General features: G+C 47.5%; 11 protein-coding genes. 6 read left to right on the top strand and 5 right to left on the bottom strand.

The genetic code is table 11. The annotated features are described in order from the left end of the window. The first annotated feature begins 260 nt into the window (after positions 1-260). Entirely contained in the window at positions 261-1,418 is a 1,158-nt protein-coding gene (locus NG795_RS08680; RefSeq protein WP_367288260.1) for a GmrSD restriction endonuclease domain-containing protein, read from the top strand. Between the two features lie 58 nt (positions 1,419-1,476). Here the strand turns inward: NG795_RS08680 and NG795_RS08675 are convergent, their stop codons facing one another. Next, complete coding sequence (locus NG795_RS08675; protein ID WP_367288434.1) at positions 1,477-2,400, bottom strand: histone deacetylase family protein; 924 nt, start codon at positions 2,398-2,400, stop codon at positions 1,477-1,479. A 348-nt stretch (positions 2,401-2,748) separates the two neighbouring features. On the opposite strand from NG795_RS08675, the gene gyrA reads away from it, so the two are divergent. From gyrA to NG795_RS08660, 3 genes are all read left to right on the top strand, one after another. Next, a complete protein-coding gene (gene gyrA, locus NG795_RS08670) occupies positions 2,749-5,484 on the top strand; it encodes a DNA gyrase subunit A (RefSeq protein ID WP_367288259.1) in 2,736 nt (911 codons plus the stop codon). A gap of 237 nt (positions 5,485-5,721) precedes the next feature. Continuing rightward, positions 5,722-7,260: an apolipoprotein N-acyltransferase gene (gene lnt, locus NG795_RS08665; RefSeq protein WP_367288433.1), complete on the top strand. Its 1,539-nt coding sequence runs from the start codon at positions 5,722-5,724 to the stop codon at positions 7,258-7,260. Between the two features lie 215 nt (positions 7,261-7,475). Next, the gene (locus NG795_RS08660; RefSeq protein WP_367288258.1) at positions 7,476-8,066 is read left to right on the top strand and encodes a hypothetical protein; all 591 of its coding nucleotides are present in this window, start codon (positions 7,476-7,478) and stop codon (positions 8,064-8,066) included. A 191-nt stretch (positions 8,067-8,257) separates the two neighbouring features. On the opposite strand, the gene cas6 is transcribed toward NG795_RS08660, so the two are convergent. From cas6 to NG795_RS08640, 4 genes are all read right to left on the bottom strand, one after another. After that, positions 8,258-9,466, bottom strand: coding sequence for a CRISPR-associated endoribonuclease Cas6 (gene cas6 / locus NG795_RS08655; protein WP_367288257.1), 1,209 nt, complete (start codon positions 9,464-9,466; stop codon positions 8,258-8,260). Positions 9,467-9,674: 208 nt separating this feature from the next. Then, positions 9,675-13,211, bottom strand: coding sequence for a WD40 domain-containing protein (locus tag NG795_RS08650; protein ID WP_367288256.1), 3,537 nt, complete (start codon positions 13,209-13,211; stop codon positions 9,675-9,677). Between the two features lie 87 nt (positions 13,212-13,298). Beyond that, positions 13,299-13,895 carry a hypothetical protein gene (locus tag NG795_RS08645; protein ID WP_367288255.1) on the bottom strand — a complete coding sequence of 199 codons (597 nt, stop codon included), beginning with the start codon at positions 13,893-13,895 and terminating at the stop codon, positions 13,299-13,301. Between the two features lie 63 nt (positions 13,896-13,958). Beyond that, positions 13,959-15,869: an AAA-like domain-containing protein gene (locus NG795_RS08640; RefSeq protein ID WP_367288254.1), complete on the bottom strand. Its 1,911-nt coding sequence runs from the start codon at positions 15,867-15,869 to the stop codon at positions 13,959-13,961. Between the two features lie 582 nt (positions 15,870-16,451). On the opposite strand from NG795_RS08640, the gene NG795_RS08635 reads away from it, so the two are divergent. Both NG795_RS08635 and cls read left to right on the top strand, forming a co-directional pair. Beyond that, on the top strand, positions 16,452-17,270 hold the full coding sequence (locus NG795_RS08635; RefSeq protein WP_367288253.1) for an endonuclease/exonuclease/phosphatase family protein: 819 nt from the start codon (positions 16,452-16,454) through the stop codon (positions 17,268-17,270). A gap of 60 nt (positions 17,271-17,330) precedes the next feature. After that, positions 17,331-18,749, top strand: a complete 1,419-nt coding sequence (gene cls / locus NG795_RS08630; RefSeq protein WP_367288252.1) for a cardiolipin synthase — start codon at positions 17,331-17,333, stop codon at positions 18,747-18,749. The last annotated feature ends 65 nt before the right edge of the window (positions 18,750-18,814 follow it).

The raw sequence follows: 18,814 nt of genomic DNA, 5'->3' as shown, positions 1-18,814 counted from the left end.
GTAGGGATTGCCTACCCTACATCTGTACATCTGTAGTTTCGTCGCGGAAAGGCGAATCGCTGATCCATTCTCCTCATCCCTCCCAAACCTAGACGCAACTAACGCCTGAAGTTCAGCTAACTGTTACACTGGAAAAATAAGCTTGCCACAGTAAACCGTGGGTCTTGCCGGTTCAATCCCCGGAGAGCCAAACAGTCTCAAAGTAAAGATACTTGTCGGGCAGTAGAAAGCAAGCGATGCAGAGAATAAGGAGGGAGGCAATGCTAGAAGACGGTCTTGGCACTCAAGTTGAAGATAGCCAGGAACTACTTGAGGATCAATTTGAAGAGGAAGACGAAGAAGAGTTAGAGGAGGAACTGACTATCCCGGTGAAGGATAGAAAACTCGTCACGCATCCTTATGACTTTGTGATCCGATCGCTCAAAGCTCAGATTGATGACCAGACTCTGGTGCTGGCAGATAAATTTCAGCGGCGGCAAGTTTGGGACCAAACGAAATGCAGCCGGTTGATTGAATCTCTCCTGCTCAATGTTCCCATTCCTGTCTGTTATTTTGCAGAATTAGATGATGGATCCTATAGCGTCATTGACGGTCAACAACGATTGACCGCAATTTATCGATTTTTGAACGGCGATTTTTCCCTACGGGCGTTAAAAATTCTCCCGGACATTAACCGCAAAAAATTTGAAGACCTTGAGGTTTCTTACCAACGTTTGCTCCTCTCCCGGACCATTCGTTGTATTGTCATCCTCAAGGAATCCCACCCGGATATTAAATTTGATGTCTTTGAGCGCTTAAATACGGGCTTTGTCCCCCTGAATGCTCAGGAAATCCGCAACAGCGTCTATCGCGGCAAGTTGAATGATTTAATTTTAGAACTCTCCGAAGATGAGGTTTTCCAAAAAACTCGTCGGGTTCTAAGTATCGACAAACGAATGCAAGATTGCGAAATGATTTTGCGCTTTTTTGCCTTCTTTTTCGACCCGATCGCCTATCGCGGTACTTTGTCGAAATTCCTAGATCAATACCTAGAACAGGGAATTCATTTTGACGATGAAACCATCGAGCATCATCGCGAAATATTTAGAAAAACCATTGATGATGTGTTCGCGGTTTTTGATTACGGAGCTTTCCGGCGCTATACTCCCGATACGGGATGGGAAAAATCCATCAACCGGGCTATTTATGATGTAATCATGCTCTCGTTTGCTTATGCCAGTTCTGAGGATATTCGTAGCAGCAAAGCCGAGATTATTGAGGCACTGAAAAAAGTCTGTCACGACCCCGAGTTTAGTGAAGCGATTACCTCCTCGACCAAAAATAGAGACCGGATTCAAACCCGGATCGACAAATGGCGAGATGCGATGACAGAGATCGGGTTGGATGTTCCGAAAATTAAAATTGGCAAAGACTCCTAAATCCGGAGGGAAAGAGGGAGGATAGTATCACCCTCTTTAACCAACAGCCACGATAGTTCTAGGATAATTCCAGACAGCGCGCAATGGTGGCGATCACGGACTGACTGAGGGCGTCTAGGTGATATCCTCCCTCCAATCCGAAGACGATCCTGCGGGTCAGTTGCAAACAATAATCCGTAAGGATGCCGTAATCTTCCGGTTGCAGGTCGATTCGGGCTAAGGGGTCTGCCGCATTGGCATCATATCCCGCGCTCACAAGTAACAAATCGGGTTGAAACCGTCGCAAAAAGGGTATGACCTTGGACTGAAACAAGACTTGATATTCAGCGAGGGTACTGCCTGCGGGGACAGGAAGATTGAGGATGTTATCATAAGGGCCGGTTTCATGGGCTGCGCCGGTCCCGGGATAGCAGGGGTATTGATGGAGAGAACAGTAGGCAATTTGGGGATTTTTTTCGACAATTTCCTGGGTGCCGTTGCCATGATGAACGTCCCAGTCCAGGATGGCAACCCGTTGGAGCCCATGCTGGTCTAAGGCATGGGTGGCAGCGATCGCCGCATTGGAAAAGAGACAAAATCCCATGCCGCGATCGCTCTCGGCATGATGTCCCGGGGGTCGCGCCAACACGAACGCCGGTTCCCCCGTCTCCACAACGCGATCGACTCCATCCAACCAGGCACTCACCGCCAGCAGCGCCACCTCGTAACTGTAGCGAGAAACCGGGGTATCCAGCTCTAAGCGGCCCCCCCCAGATTCAGCCAAGATTTCGATTTCGTGAATGTGGCGCGGGGTATGAACCCGCTGAATCGCTGAGAGCACCGAGGGTTGATGTCCCGGGGTCGGCAGGTGCCAGGACAGGCGACTGGCCCAGGGTACGGCTTTTAACGCTTCAACAATGGCCGTTAATCGAGCAGGACGTTCCGGATGAGATCGCCCAGTATCATGCTCTAAAAATTCTTCCGAGTAAATTACAGAAAACAGTCCTTGGTCATTTGTCATGGGTCTTATGTCCTTGGTCTTATGTCCTGGGTCTGAGGCAATTTCTTCAGGGTCTATTTTTCATTGTCCACTGACCGCTAAGAACTGTCCACTCCCCCCAGACAACTATTCACTGAACTCCCTCCACTGAGCACCCTCCACTGATAATTATCCCCGCTCAAATAACACTCCACAAATCAGGGTATTTTAAGCCGTCAGCTTTGGGCAAAATTTGGTCAATCTATGTTAAAATATTTATCAGAATTTAGCAATATTTCGATGCGAGGTAGCATCAAATCGGTTCTGTAGCTCATTGTTATTTAGTCTCACATTTTTGGAGTTTTTCATCTTATGACCACCTCCCAGGAGCGGATAATCCCGACGGATCTGCGGAATGAAATGCAACAGTCCTACCTCGAATACGCCATGAGCGTGATCGTGGGTCGGGCGCTCCCAGATGCTAGGGATGGTCTCAAGCCTGTACACAGGCGGATTCTCTATGCCATGCACGAGTTGGGCTTGACCCCAGACCGCCCCTTTCGTAAATGCGCTCGTGTGGTCGGGGAAGTCCTCGGTAAGTACCATCCACACGGCGATACAGCGGTTTACGATGCCTTGGTGCGGATGGCCCAAGATTTTTCCATGCGATCGCCGCTCATCAATGGTCACGGTAACTTCGGCTCCATTGACAACGACCCTCCGGCAGCCATGCGTTATACGGAATGTCGTCTCCAGTCCCTGAGCATGGATGCCATGTTGCGGGATATCGACCAAGAAACCGTCGATTTCATTGATAACTTTGATGGATCGCAGCAAGAACCGATTGTTCTACCCACCCGCGTCCCCCAACTCTTACTCAACGGTTCCTCGGGTATCGCCGTGGGGATGGCAACCAATATTCCTCCCCACAACTTGGGAGAACTTCTCGATGGGTTAGTCGCACTGATTAACAATCCTGAGATTACAGATATTGAGTTGATGCAATATATCCCCGGTCCGGATTTTCCCACCGGCGGCCAGATTCTGGGCGTGGGCAGCATTCGGGAAGCCTATACCACCGGACGGGGTTCGATCACCATGCGCGGTGTCGCGACTATTGAAACTATCGAACATCGCGGACGTCCCGACAGAGACGCGATCGTGATTACCGAGTTGCCTTACCAAACGAATAAGGCATCGATGATTGAACGCATCGCCGAGATGGTTAACGAGAAGCGTCTCGAAGGCATCTCGGATATCCGGGATGAGAGCGATCGCGACGGGATGCGAATTGTCATCGAACTCAAGCGCGATGCCTACCCTCGCGTCGTCCTCAATAACCTGTACAAACAAACCCCCTTACAGGCCAATTTCGGAGCGAATATGCTGGCGCTGGTCAACAGCGAACCGCAATTACTCACCCTCAGACAGTTCCTCACCGTCTTCCTAGAATTCCGCATCGAAACCATCGAACGCCGGACGCGCTATGAACTGCGAAAAGCAGAAGAACGGGACCATCTGTTACAGGGATTGTTAATTGCCCTAGAGAATTTAGATAGCATTATTGCACTAATTCGACGGGCAGCAGATACCCCCAGCGCTAAACAAGAATTAATCGTTACTTATGAATTTTCTGAAGTTCAAGCGGACGCCATTTTGCAAATGCAATTGCGCCGCTTAACCGCATTAGAAGCCGATAAAATTCAACAAGAACACGATGACCTGCAACTGACTATCACCGATTTGCGGGATATTTTGGCAAGACGGGAACGGGTGTTAGAAATCATTGAAAACGAAGCGACAGAACTCAAAGCCAAGTTTTCCACCCCCCGTCGCACCGTCATCGAACACGCCGAAGGTGAAATCGATGTTACCGACTTAATCGCTAATGAAAAAGCCCTGGTGATGATTACGGAACAAGGGTATATCAAACGGATGCCGGTGAATACCTTCGAGGCGCAAAGTCGGGCCACCCGAGGCAAATCTGGGGCGAAGATTAAAGAGGATGATGGAATTGCCCATTTCTTAACCTGTCGCGACCATGATGCCATTTTGTTCTTCAGCGATCGCGGGGTGGTGTACTCCCTGAATGCCTATCAAATTCCCACCGGGTCTCGCACCGCCCGAGGCATGGCAATTACTCAAATGTTGCCGATTCCCTTTAATGAAAAAATCACCTCTCTTGTCTCGGTGGAAGAATTCTCCGATGATGAATATTTAGTGATGCTCACTAAAGGCGGTTACATTAAAAAAACTGCCCTCTCTGCCTTTTCTAATATCCGCGCCAATGGATTAATTGCTATCTCTTTATCCGAGGGCGACGAATTGCGTTGGGTCCGGAAATCGCGACCCGAAGATACCATTATCATCGGTTCCGCGAAGGGAATGGCGATTCATTTCAAAGCGGATCATAAACAACTCCGTCCTCTGGGTCGCGCCACCCGAGGGGTGAAATCCATGAACCTCCGGAAAGGGGATAATATTATTAGCATGGATGTGCTCCCCTCTCAAGTGACTGCTGCAATGGAGGAGGCGATCGAGGATGAAAATCTCGAACTCGATGTAGAACTCGATGCAGAACTCGATATCGAACTCGAACAGGAAGAAACCGATCTGCAAACTGAGGAGACCGAAGGGGAAGAAGAGAACATTGCCGAAACCTCTTCCTATCCAGGACCTTGGGCCTTGGTGATTACTACTGGCGGGTTTGGTAAACGGGTTCCGGTGACGCAATTCCGCCTACAACGACGGGCCGGAAAAGGCGTTTGTGCAATCAAGTTCCGCAATGAAAAAGACCGTCTCGCGGCTTTACGAATTGTCAATGAAGATGATGAATTGATGATTGTGACCAATCGCGGGATTATCATTCGGCAGGCGAGTAAGGCGATTTCTTCTCAGTCGCGATCGGCCCGAGGGGTGAGAGTTCAGCGTCTCGATTCTTCGGATGCGATCGCCGGAGTGGCCTTAGTTCCCGCATCCGGTGAAGAAGATGACCTCACCACGGACAACGCAATCGACATGGATATCGAAGCTGGAGTTGATGTAGTCACCGTATCTGGTGAGGAAGATGACCTCACCCCGGACAACGGAACCGAAGAGGAAAATTAAATCTCTCTGAACCGTTAAAAGTTGCCACAACTGGCAGGTTTTTTACCCTGCCGGTTGTAGTAACTTACAATCAGTTTATAATAGAAAAAGCGAGCCGGATGCTCGCTTTCTTTATAACTAATTTATATTATCAAAAAACACAATTCAGAACAAATACCCGTGTTAAATACTCTCAACCTTACTTTAAAATCCAACAGTTTCTGGCGATTAGCCGCCGCTTTATTCGGGGGTATTTTAATGGGATTAACCCCCGCCCCCTTCAATGCTTGGCCCTTAGCTTGGATTGCCTTAGTTCCCCTGTGGATTCTCCTAGTCAAAACCGGAGAAAACCCATCAGAAAGTCAGCGAATCTGGCAGGGGAAATTTTTAGGATTGCCTTTATTATGGGGAATCGGATATCACGGAATAGCCTTGTTTTGGATTACCGGAATTCATCCGATGACTTGGTTGGGGGTTCCTTGGCTGGCAAGTTTAGCGATCGCATCCTTTTGTTGGACCTTCATCACCCTCTGGGGTGCAGCATTAGTCATCCTTTGGGCCATCATTCTGACCGCCATAATTCGCCTATTTACAAAGCGTTCTGGACATCCCCCCTCTCCCTGGGTTCGGGTGGCGATCGCCACTGCCGTTTGGTGTAGTTTAGAAGCCTTATGGAGTGCAGGAAATCTCTGGTGGACCGCCCTTGCCTTTACCCAAAGTCACCAAAACTTAGTCATTTTGCACCTGGGACAACTATCAGGACCGACCACCATTACCGGGGCGATCGTCATCGTTAATGGATTAATTGCTGAAGCCATCTTGTGCTTCAATTCTAACCGAAACTCTCCCCCCCGAACCCGAGGGCTATTATTAGCCTCTCCGATTATTTTATTCCTAATTGTACATGGAATTGGATTTGCTCTCTACAATCGCCCCCTGCTCCAATCTCCGGAAAATGCCTTAACCGTTGGCATTATTCAAGGGAATATTCCCAATGAAATTAAGTTTGATTCCCAGGGATGGCGTCGCGCCTTGGAGGGATATACCACAGGCTATCAAGAGTTAGCCGAGGCGGGAGTGGATGGCATTCTGATTCCGGAAACTGCATTTCCCTATTTATGGACGGATGAAAATACCCGTTACAGTTCCTTTTATCAAACCATTCGGGATTATAATGCCGTGGCTTGGGTGGGAACTTTTGGCAGTCGAGAGGGCAATTTTACCAATAGTTTAATGACGGTAACTTCCGATGGAGAAACCTTGAGCCGGTACGATAAAACCAAGCTGGTTCCCTTGGGAGAATATATTCCATTTGAGGAAATTTTTGGTAAAATCGTCTCCAGGTTATCACCGTTAGAGGCGCGGTTAGTGGCGGGGAAACCGGATCAAGTATTTGATACGCCCTTCGGACGAGCGATCGCCGGAATTTGTTATGATTCTGCCTTTTCTGAACTGTTTCGACGACAAGCAGCAGCCGGAGGGGAGTTTATCCTGAGTGCCTCTAATGATGCTCATTATACAGCAACCATGATGGAACAACATCATGCTCAAGACGTGATGCGGGCGATCGAGACCGATCGCTGGGCGGTTCGCGCAACTAATACAGGGTATTCGGCGATCGTCAATCCCCAAGGCAAAACCTTATGGATTTCCGAACAGAATACCTATCAAATTCATGCGGATACAATTTACCGACGCCAAACTCAGACCCTTTATGTGCGATGGGGAGATTGGTTATTATTTGGCTTCTGGGGACTAGCGGCGATCGGTTGTGGGGTTGATTATAGAAGGAGATAACTCCGGAGGAAACGACAGCAAGTCGTGACGACGAGCTAAAAAACAGCAAGTCTTTACTACAAACTTGCTGTTTCTTAGGGTTGGTTGACAGTTGGATTAAATTATTCTATTATTGATGAATAATAAAATGAATTAGCGGCAGTTTTGGCGGCGGCGAGGGTCTGATTTCCAGAGCCACTCAATTAAAATCAAACAACAAAAACAGGAGAAAAACTGTGTCTAATGCAGAACCCATTAAAATAATTTTAAAACTGGTTAAAATTTTTGAAGGATTATTGATTCCTTATGTGACGGAAAGTGGGTTAGCGCGGGCGCTGAAAACCGACCGCCAACTTCCGAGTTTTATCGCCCTGATTGTCGATTTGCGTCGGGATAAGGTAGCCGGATTGTTTGAGGCGGTTGAACCCCATTTCAAGGTCACAGAAGTGGCCATGCGAGAAGCGATTCGGGCGCAGTCGGGGTTTACTTTAGTCCATAAAGAGACAAATATTGCGGTGAATCTGTTGCTGTTAAAAGATGAATCGTTTTGGCAGTCTCTATTTAGTCGGCGCAAGTCGATTACGGTGCAACTGAACCCCGAGCGATCGCTTTGGATACCGTCCTTGGAAGATATTTTTCTGGAAAAACTCATGGAATATCGGGATAGCGATCGCAATGGAGATCAACTCTGGCGGGATTTGGTTTGGATGCTGAAAGTTCAAAATCAGGATTTAGACTTTGAGTATCTTCGCGAATGGGCGATCGCACTCCATACCGTCGATATCTACGAGCGCGCATTAGGGGAAGCAGGATTTGACATCCTGTAACAAGAAAAAACCGGAGTGCAAGGGGATAACCGCAATTTGGAAGTGCGGTAAGCGCAGCTATGCCGTAGGCTTTGCATCTTGCTCCCTATTGTTATAGTCATCCCAACCCCTTGACACAGGTTAGAAAATAAAAGTAGGGACATAACCCGGTTATGTCCCTACAGAATTGATGAATCAAACATCAGATTCTGCTAAACTTTTAAAGCTCGGCGAGCTAATTTAGCATAAGTTTTGACCGTTTGATAGGGCATTTGTAAATCCGAGGCGATCGCCTGTAAGGATTCTCCTAATTCACGACGGGCGAGGATAGTGGCCCAGGTTTCGGCAATTTCCCGAGCGCGATCGCCCCCTTTGCGCTTCCGTTGGCCGATAAATAATTCCGTTAATTCCCCAATCCGTTCGGCTAACATTCCTTGGATAGAAGGAATCGGAATCGCTTCCTCAACAGACCATCCTAAGCGGGTTTGACCTAATCCAAAGGTAGTTTTATGTCCCGTTCCGCAATAGGGAGCAAATTGTCCCAAAGTATAGAATAACCGCTCGAATTCCGGGACTTCTCCCGACTGGCGAGATAATCCAAATTCCACCAATCCCGTAAATCCGGTGACCATGCCTTTTTTACCGGCAGCCACTTTCGCTGATTGCAATTCGTGACGGTGAATTAATACCGATTCTTCCACCCATTTTAAAAACAGGTCGCGATCGATATTCATCCCCGAGAAATCATTCCACCGGCGCAAATAACTATGAAAAACATTGGCCGGGACCGGCAAGGGGAAGTGATGTTTCTTCCGACGGAAACTCGTCGGGGTCATAAAACTCAGTTGCAGGGTGGAAGAATTCATCTCTTGGGAGGCGAATAATTGCCGATAGGTCGTCGGCGCAATCGAAATTTTACAGGACTTAATTTCTAACGGCGCTTTCCGCAAGGCGATCGTCTCGGGTAACTGCTTCACCCACTGTTGCAAAAACTGAACAACGGGTTTAGAAAGTGCCGTCACATACCACCGATAGGTTTCTCCCGGTTGCAGTTGAAAATCTTTGCCGCAGGAGACTAATTTTCCTTCTAAACCGGAGAGGGTAAAGGGTTTTTCCGTCTGGACATCATGTAAATAGGCAGACAGTTCCGGGTCAGATTGTCGCACTTGGTCTAAAAACCAAGCGTGCAATCCAATGGTATATTGCGCGTACAGATAATCCGCTGCCCGAGGGGTCACTTCAAAGACTAACCCGAGCAATTCTGTATCCGCAGGCCAGGTGAGGTGAGAGGTCACGGCCTCTTTGGGGAGGGTTCTGGGGACTTCCACAGGCGTTGGGTTGGGAACATAACGGGGGGAAAGGACTTCCCGGAGGGGGGTTTTGGTGATCGGCAGGGGAGACAAAGTTAAATTGGAGATCATGATAATTTCCTTGGGTGTAGTATAAAAAACGTTCAGGGGCGTAAGCAACGCTCAGAATGGGAATTTGCTAAAAGGTAAAGTTGGAGTTAACCCTCAATCACTTCGACACCGGGGATTGATTTTAAAAATCTGCCAAACTAACATAACAATTCCTCAATTAAAATCCGGACAAATATGAGACTGATACAACTTCAACCGGGCGCAACGTTTAGGGCTGCTGGCAAATGGGGAGGTCCGCTTGGGCTTGGGGATGGGCTTTTAAATAATCCGTAAGCCAATTACAGCCAGTTTCCAGCAATTCATCTAATTTTTTGATGCGCCACCACCTCAGTGTATTGTCTGTTCCCACGGTGACCAGGCCTTCAAGATTCGAGAGAAAGGTCATGCTTAAAACATCGGTTTCATCAGCTTTGAATTTAGCCAAAATGGGTTTAGAAAGTTGACCCGTGAGTAAGAAAACTGTAACGGTTCCATCAGTTCCTGCGGTGGCTAAGAGTTCTCCGGTGGGATTAAAACTCAGGCTGGTGACCCAAGGAGTATCACTGTTAAATTTATCCAGTTCTTCACCGGATAGATTCCATAAGCGAATTTTGCCATCGGCAGAGGCGATCGCCAGCCGGTCACCCTGGGGACTAAAGCTAATGCTACTAATTTGACCGTAGGGAAAGGGAATTTCATCCACTTGGTTGGTCGAGAGATTCCAAATTTGTAATCGTCCCGGTCCATTATTGAAGGCAATTTGCTGTCCATCAAAACTAAAACTCAGGCTTTTGACTTCCCCACGGCTATGATTTAACTCCGGCTGTAGGGGTTGACCCAACTGATTCCAAAGGCGAATCGTTCGATCTTCCCCAGCGGTGGCCAGAGTCTCTCCATCCCAGCTAAAACTAAGGGTAGAAATCCGAGTTTTATGAGCTTGAAAGGGGGGAATCACAGATTGACCGGAACTGGTCCAAATTTGCACCTTTCCATCGGGGTGAGCGGTGGCAAACCGTTCCCCATCCGGGCTAAATCCGATCCGGACAAATTGATTGTCGACAGGGATTTTAGTCGATCGCGCCATCATTTTCGGTGAGTTACTGGGGGCTGGTTTCTCGTTTTCAGACAAGGGTGCATTGCTGGGAGTTTGAGTCAGGGGAAAGGGCGGATTGCGCTGGTGGGAAATATCCCAAAGTCGGACGGTTCCATCCACTCCTCCGGTGACTAAACGCTCTCCATCGGGACTAAAGGTCATGCTGGTAATTCGATCATGACGATCGCCTTTAAATTGCTTGATTAATACCCCTTCTAACGTCCATAGGCGCACCTTTCCATCAAATCCAACAATTGCAATTTCCCCCCTATTGGGATGAAAACTCATGCTATTCACGGCACTTTGAGCCGTGTTAAACTCCGAGAGTTCTTGACCCGATAGATTCCAAATTTTCACCGTTCCATCAAATCCAGCCGTTGCTAATAATTCCCCGTTGGGGCTAAAGCTCATGCTGTTGACTGATGGTTGAGCATCCGGGGTCGAACTGAACTCTTTGCGGGGATTTGGCGGAATGGTCAAGGTTGCTTTACGTTGGCCATTTAGATTCCAAATTTGCACGGTTCCCTCGACTTGAGCAGTGGCAAAGTGTTCTCCGTCGGGACTAAAGCTCACGGTATTTATTTGACGGTTCACGCTTCCTATTTCATTAAGCAACTTTCCTTGCTGATTCCAGACTCGGACTGTGCCACTTTCTGAAGCGGTAGCGAGGCGCGTACCATCGGGACTAAAACTAACGCTATCAATTGCTTCCGTTTCGGCGGTGATCGCCCCAATCGGGGTTCCATCCCGTTGCCAAATTTGGACGGTTCCATCCTCGGAAGCGGTGGCAACTCGCGTACCCTCTGAATTAAAACTAACGCTATCAATAGCACTTTTATGAGTACCAATGGTCCGGAGATGCTCCCCCGCCCGAGTCCAAAGTTCCACCCTCCCATCTTCTCCAGCGGTGGCTAAAAAGTCTCCATTAGGACTGAATCGGACACTGCGAACTGCACCTTGATGTCCGCTGAGTTGATTTTTTTCATGGATTTGGTGGAGGATGGTTTGTAAGGCATACAAAGGGCTAATCGTGGGATAATTGGTTAAGCGCCGATCGCCCTTAACTAGGGCTTTTAAATCTTGTCCCGCTTGCATCGCCAGTAACAAGGCTTCGAGTTCCACCCCTTCAGATTCAAACCACTTTAAAGCATTCGCCCCTTGGCGCTCAATTAACGTGCCTTTTTGGGCTTCTTTTAAGGCAATGGTGCCGCGACAGACGATAATTGTGGCCAGAACTACCAGTCCCGTAATCCCCCAATAAGCTCGTTTGAGCATCCGATTGGCTTGTTGTTGGGCTTCAGTTAAAATGCGATTGGCTTCTATCTGTTTTTGGTTGGCTTCCGCTAACAGGTGAATCGCTTTTTTCTCCGCTTCTAGGGCTTTTTGGACCTCGCGTTTTTCCACCTCTTGGCTGGCGGCGAGAAACTGATAGTCGCGATCGCTTAAACTATGGGTCGTCGCCCATTGTTGAGCATCTCGTAACGCCTGTCCCCGCAACAGTCGCGATTCATCCTGGCAATTCGATACCACCCAAGCGGATAACGCTTCGGCATAAGGCCGCAAATCTGCTAATGCCTGTTCCACCCAATGCTCATTAAAAACTAAGGCATAAATTGGGTTATAAACAGTTAATTTAGAATGGCGCTTTAGGGTTAAACCCGATAGCTGCAATTCCAGTTGTTCCGGACTGTTATCAGCAGGGAGTTCTCCAGAGAGTAAGACTTGCTGATACAGTCCTAATAGCCGACTGGCCTTTTGTTCATTTCGCAGGAGGCGATCGCGCAGGGTTTTTAAATGGGGGGGTTCATCCTGGGATTCCCAGTTGTCCACAATTTGCGATCGGGCCAACTCTTCCACCCTTTCCGCCTCCATCCCAGCCTCAATTGGACTGTCAGCCGCTAACACCAATTGACAGAGTTTCTGGGTCAAAAACGGTTGTCCATTGGTCCAGTTTAAAATCTCCTCCAGAACCACTTCTGGGCGACTACACCCTTGTTCTAATCCCTCCGCCAAGGGTTGAGCTTCGTGAATTTTAAACCCCTCAATTTGAATCGCCCGACCGATATTAAATGGGGTGCGACTTTTATCCTGAATCAACTCCGTGGGGGTGGCAACCCCCAATAACACAAAGGTTAAGCGTTTGTATTCGGGGTTTTGGGCTCGTTTATTATAACAAGCCCGAATTGCTGCAAAAAAGTCATCAATCGGAAAATTTAACCCCAGAACGCTATCAATTTCGTCGATAAAAATGACGATATTTTCTGACATCCGCACCAGCAGAACCGAGTCGATAAATTCATGCAAGCGTTGGACAGGGGAGAGTTCATCGCGATCGCGCAACCAGGTTCTAAACTCCAGGCGACTGAACAAATTAAAATAACTGACCAGGGTATGAATAATCCCGCTATACCACTGCACCGGGGTCACGTCTTTATTCCCGATCGCCGATAAATCGATCGCCGCACAAGCACATCCCTCCGTTTGGAGGGTTTGCATTGTGCGTAGTTGCAAGCTGGATTTACCCATTTGCCTGGATGTCAGGACATAGCAAAACTCTCCCGCCTTGAGATTCTCATACAGTTCGCGATCGGCTTTACGGACCACATAGGTGGGAGAATCGGGCGGTAAACTTCCCCCGACTTGATAGTACATTGACGTCAGTTTTTTATTCATCCAGTCACCCATCTTTACCTGCATTGGCCCTCGGTTTTAACCCTGAACAACCTTGAAAACCCTTCAGCCCTCTTTCAACCCTGTGATTTACGGCAACTCAAAGTCCGTTTCTTCTAAATCACTCCCCCCACTACAGTTAATCAATCGTTCACTCGGTCTTGTCCTAAAAGGAACTAACGTTCCAGCCCGGTCTTGAAAAACACTTAGTAAATAACGCCCCGGTCGCATCAGTGAAAATTCATAATTCGGTTGGTTAGGGCCATTAGAATAAGCCGGAAATCGAGCTAAAGCATTATCTGTATTGGGGTCAATCACCACCACATAAATTCCTCGGGAATTCTGGCGCTCAATCCCATAAATTCTTCCAGAAATATAGCAAGCATCTTTACTTTGTTTACGCTGTGCTAACCCTTGATTTATGGTCTGGGATTTCAACTCCCATGATGACACACCCGAACAGGTTTCAGAAACTGCTGATGGCACAGTGGGTTGCACCCGCTGAACCCGATCAGACCCTCTACTGTCTGCACCTAAGCCAGAAGATAGCGCTAAGTTTTGGTTGTTTTCCCTAGAGCAATTATCCGGAAAAACTCTCACGGTTTGAGAATGGACTGCCGGAGTAAAACACGCAGGAATTGCCAAGGCTACCATCATGATAATTTCGGGTAGATGTTTGAGAGTCATGGAAACTTATCAGCTCCTCGAATATAACTGGCCCGACTATGGTAAGAAGCCCCTAAATCTCAATTATTCATCGAGTCGATTGCGGAAATATTGGCGATACAAATCACATCGTTCGACGGCCTCATTCCCTTGAAACTTAACTAACCCCATGCTATGTAATTTAAACGCCTGTTCTGAAGGCAAGCGCACCGGATTTGGACTAAAAACAACCTCTTTCATAGCTCTTGCCAATGCCGGATGCTGTTCTAAATTCCACAGATGACGCCGCAAATGGTCGTTATAAAAACCCGCTTCGGTGGGAGCCGTTTTTAATAGGGCTTCTAGGGTAATGTCTTGTCGAGCGATATGATAGAGCGCCAACCGCACTAAAAAGGGGTGTCCTCCTACCATATTCATGAGACGATTGACGTCAGTTTCGCACCAATTGATTCCATATCGCTGGGCTAAATCTTGGACGAGATTGGGGGTAAATTCCGGTAATTCAATCGGTAATCCCACGTTAAAGGGGGATTGATTGATATTCATGGGAATGTAAACTTCGGTAGAATGAACTACGACTAAGCGAAGTTTTTTCCAAATCTCGCGCCGTTTTGATTCTTCGTGCCATGCGCGCAATAAGCCAAAAAAGTCATCGGCAATATCCGGATGTTGAAACACCCGGTCTACTTCATCGAGACATAAGGCTAAAGGGGTGTTAATTTCTTGGAGAAGATAGTCTTCAAAGTATGATTTGCAGTTGACATTACTGCCTAAAAAATCATCCCAATATTCTGGAAGTTTATTGGGGAGTTGTAACTGCTGACCGATATAGGCACAGAACCATTGTAAGAATTTGTCCAGGCTGGCAAATACCCCTTTATCAGCTAGATGAAAGCTCAAATGAACCGGGCGATAGCCATGATTAGCCGCATGATTGAGAATGCGAGCCATTAAAGAAGTTTTGCCCATTTGTCGCGGTGCTTTGATCCGAATCAGCGCACCGGGTTGCAAAATCATTTCATAACAGCGCTCTTCGATCGGGGGGCGATTGACGTAAAAGGGAGAAGCTAAATCCACTTGACCTTCCGGGAGTTCCGGTCCGGCAAAGGGGAGGGGACGACCATCGGCGCTTTCCCAGGTAGGGGTTAAGGCGCTGATGACGGCGGATTCTACCGCAACTTGCCGAGGGAGACTACCCGTGTCGATCGCCTGTAGCACTTCGCTGACGATCGCCGGGGTATCGGTAGGCGATCGCCACTCGCGCTGGGGTACACCTTGTAATAAGGCGCGCAGATCATAGCTCACCGGGGAATCCGTCGGCCAATTGATCCGAATCGCGAACATATCCAGTGTGCCATCTTTGCGGGTTTCTCGCACTTCTCGGGCGAGGCGCACTTCTTCAATTAATAGGTCACTAAAAGCGGATTGTCCCGAGAGCAACAGTAACAAGCGATCGCAAGCTTGCAGTTCCTGTTGCAGTTGTCCCAATCCCTTCTCTCCTGACTGGGGATGATTCCCCGCGAGGATGAGTTGATGACCCGCACTGGCGATCGCCTGGGTTAATGGCGTCAGGAGTCGTTCATCCGGTTGGCGATCGCCGAAAAATATGGCAACTTTCCGACTCACCATTGCTGCCGTCGAGACAGGGGCGATCGCACTTGCTGTCTCAGGTAACACCAGAGAGTCTGCACCTCTGGCGGTTGATGAACCGAGATTCACCTCCAAACCGGATAACGCCGAGGCGCGATGTTGCACCCAGCGTTGATCCAAAAATGCTCGCAGTTCGCTTTCCTTCCCGCGAGTCCCCCCTTCAATGCCAAATTTTTTATAAACTTGACCCATCCGTTTGAGGCAGGCTCCTTTTGAAGTTTCTACCTGTTCGGCAATCTCTTCATAATCCTGATCCTCGGCAAACCGTAGCAAAAAGACTCGCTCCTGATCGGGAGAAAGCTGATGCTGATGAGCGATCTGAGTTAGGAACTCGCGGGAAAACACCGATTTACTGCCCCTTTAACGATACAATAACAGAGACTCTGATATCCTCGGATAGTTCCTCTGTTTCAGAGGGTATCCCAGAATTCTGCTCCATTTATAAGATATCTTACTACGGAACCGATGAGTTATCCGGATTAATTCAGATTTTTCAGAGGGTAAAGCCCCAATCCCGGGAAAAAAATGCAGTTGTGGAGGATGAACTGCCTATTTAAAGAGGCTAACCGAGGTCTGTTTGATGACCAGGAGACCCCAATCAGCCCTCCCTGTGCCGAGGGGTGAGTTTTCAGAGGATGGTTTCAGGGAACCGCAATATCTGGACCTCATGAGTCCCAGAACCGCTAGATTGAGGTTTTGCCTGTTCTCAATCCTCTCTGCCTTCCCTCCTGCTGTTGCACCCTTTCGGGAAAATCCCTGACTGTTGACAGAGGTGAGCTCATGGGTGATCGGCTAGGATTAACGTGAATAAAGCGAACCTCTATGAATGGTTAGAATAAGTTGGATGCCCTATAGGATGGGTCAATTTGCCATTAAATTTTAGTTCGCTGTTATTCTTGAATTTCTAACGTTGAATAATGAATTCCGATGGACAATCAATTTCCCTTCTCTGGGTTGATCTCCCCTAACCGCTTTCTTCCGGTGCAGGAAAGCGTCCTGTCTCAGGATAATTTTTCTGACTTGGCGATTGCGGGAAAGGGTATCAAAATTCTTAATTGGAATGTTGCCAAAAATAATAATACTTCTAAATGGGCTAATGATTTTTTTCAAATTGTGGAAAGTCATCAGCCTGATTTAATCTGTTTTCAAGAAATTGAGTTAAATAAAAATACCCAAAAAGTTTTAGCGTTAGAAGCAATGGGATGGAGGTTTGCTCCGAATTTTATCGATTTTTATTACAATACTTATTGTGGGATATTAACCGCATCTAAAGTTCAGCCGGTTACCAGCAGAGCCATTCTGACTTCCGAATTTGAACCCGTTACCAATACTCCGAAGGTTTCGCTAATTGCTGAATATCCCTTAAAGGAAACGGGACAAATGCTCTTAGTGGTGAATACTCACGCGATTAATTTTGTCAACCTTTATAAGTTTAAATCGCAACTCCAGAAACTAGAAGCGGTTTTAGGCGATCGCCGAGAACCGTTGATTATCTGTGGAGATTTTAATACCTGGAGTCAAGGGCGGTTTAATTTGTTGAAGTTAATGGCAAACCGACTGAATTTAAACCCGGTGCAGTTTTCAATACAAGACCAAGCTAAACTAAAAACATTTTTGGGATCGCCACCTTTAGACCATATTTTTTATCGCGGGTTAACGCCCAAACTACAGACGGCCAAGGTTTTAGATAAACTGTACTCATCGGATCATAAACCGATGGTCGTGGAATTGACCCTTGTAGTGTAACCTAGAAAACGCAGAGCAGAAGAAGAAGGGTTAAATCGGGAAACTGTGGATCTAAATTATATGGCATTGGAGATCGCAACCATCGTCGCCTTTTATGGAATGGGATGGGTGACGGCAGGTCATGCCGTCATGACGGTGCGATCGGCCCGGGGTGCAGTAGCTTGGGCAATTTCTTTGGTTACTTTTCCGTTTATTGCCATTCCCCTGTATTGGGTGTTTGGAAATCACAAATTTTATGGATATGCCGATGCTCATCGCTATGCTGACCGCGAATATCGGTGGATTAGTCAACAAGTTTATCAGGATATTCGAGAATTCTCCTCTGCTGAACCGGAAAATTTTACGGAGATTGCCCAATTAGCCGATGAATTGACGCAACTCCCTTTTACCTGGGGGAACGCGGCGAGTTTACTGATTGATGGAACCGAAACCTTTCCCGCGCTTCTCAAGGCGATGGATGCAGCAAAAGATTACATCTTGATTCAATTTTACATTGTGCGAGAAGATGAAATTGGCAATGCTTTTAAGCAAAAAATGATTGCCAAATCCCGGGAAGGAGTGCGGGTTTATTTTATTTATGATGCGATTGGTTCTTATGCTCTTTCTGCTGAATATTTGCGGGAAATTAGAAGCAGTGGAGTTTGGGTTACCTCCTTTAATAGTACGAAACGAAGACGAAACCGATTTCAGATTAATTTTCGGAATCATCGCAAAATCTTAATTGTTGATGGCAAACAAGCTTTTATTGGGGGGTTAAATCTGGGGAAAGAATATCTGGGAAAAGACCCGCGTCTGAGTCCTTGGCGAGATACTCATTTAGAACTGAAAGGTCCCTCGGTCCAATGCGTTCAAATCGCTTTTCTCAAAGACTGGTATTGGGCAGTTCGAGAAATTCCGGAGGTCGATTGGACGATTCAACCGGATCCGGAGAATCAAACGGCGATCGTTGTGCCTACGGGTCCCGGAGATCAACTCCCCGCTTGTACCCTTTTTATGGTGAGTCTGATCAATAGCGCCCGGAGTCGCTTGTGGATCACGAGTCCCTATTTTGTTCCGAATGAATCTGTCCTCACTGCTTTAAAATTGGCAGCATTGCGGGGGGTAGATGTGCGAATCTTATTACCCAATCGCCCGGATCATATCCATGTTTATCTCGCTTCCTTGTCCTATATCACAGAAGTAGAACGCACTGGCGTTAAGGTGTATCGCTATCGCCCTGGATTCCTGCACCAGAAAGTTTTCCTCATCGATCGCACTCTGGCCGGAGTCGGAACCACCAATTTAGATAATCGCTCCTTTCACCTCAATTTTGAAATTATGGCCTTTGTCGCAAATCCTCGCTTGGTTACTGATGTCGAAACCATGCTAACAACTGATTTTGACAACGCTTATTTAGTTGATCGCCATCAACTTGACCATCGCAAACTTTGGTTTCGGTTAGCAGTGCGTGTGGCCCGGTTAATGTCCCCTATTCTTTAGGGAACCCCACAAAATAAAACCGCCAAAACCTTCGTAATGACTCCTTGATTGAGTAATTTTTAGAG

The organism is Laspinema palackyanum D2c, assembly GCF_025370875.1.
GTDB lineage: Bacteria > Cyanobacteriota > Cyanobacteriia > Cyanobacteriales > Laspinemataceae > Laspinema > Laspinema palackyanum.
This window is presented reverse-complemented; position numbering and strand designations above follow the sequence as displayed.

Coding starts and splice junctions, on each gene's coding strand:
- NG795_RS08645 (WP_367288255.1), bottom strand. CDS start 13,895: ATGACTCTCAAACATCTACCCGAAATTATCATGATGGTAGCCTTGGCA.
- NG795_RS08680 (WP_367288260.1), top strand. CDS start 261: ATGCTAGAAGACGGTCTTGGCACTCAAGTTGAAGATAGCCAGGAACTA.
- gyrA (WP_367288259.1), top strand. CDS start 2,749: ATGACCACCTCCCAGGAGCGGATAATCCCGACGGATCTGCGGAATGAA.
- NG795_RS08650 (WP_367288256.1), bottom strand. CDS start 13,211: ATGAATAAAAAACTGACGTCAATGTACTATCAAGTCGGGGGAAGTTTA.
- NG795_RS08635 (WP_367288253.1), top strand. CDS start 16,452: ATGGACAATCAATTTCCCTTCTCTGGGTTGATCTCCCCTAACCGCTTT.
- cas6 (WP_367288257.1), bottom strand. CDS start 9,466: ATGATCTCCAATTTAACTTTGTCTCCCCTGCCGATCACCAAAACCCCC.
- lnt (WP_367288433.1), top strand. CDS start 5,722: ATGGGATTAACCCCCGCCCCCTTCAATGCTTGGCCCTTAGCTTGGATT.
- cls (WP_367288252.1), top strand. CDS start 17,331: ATGGCATTGGAGATCGCAACCATCGTCGCCTTTTATGGAATGGGATGG.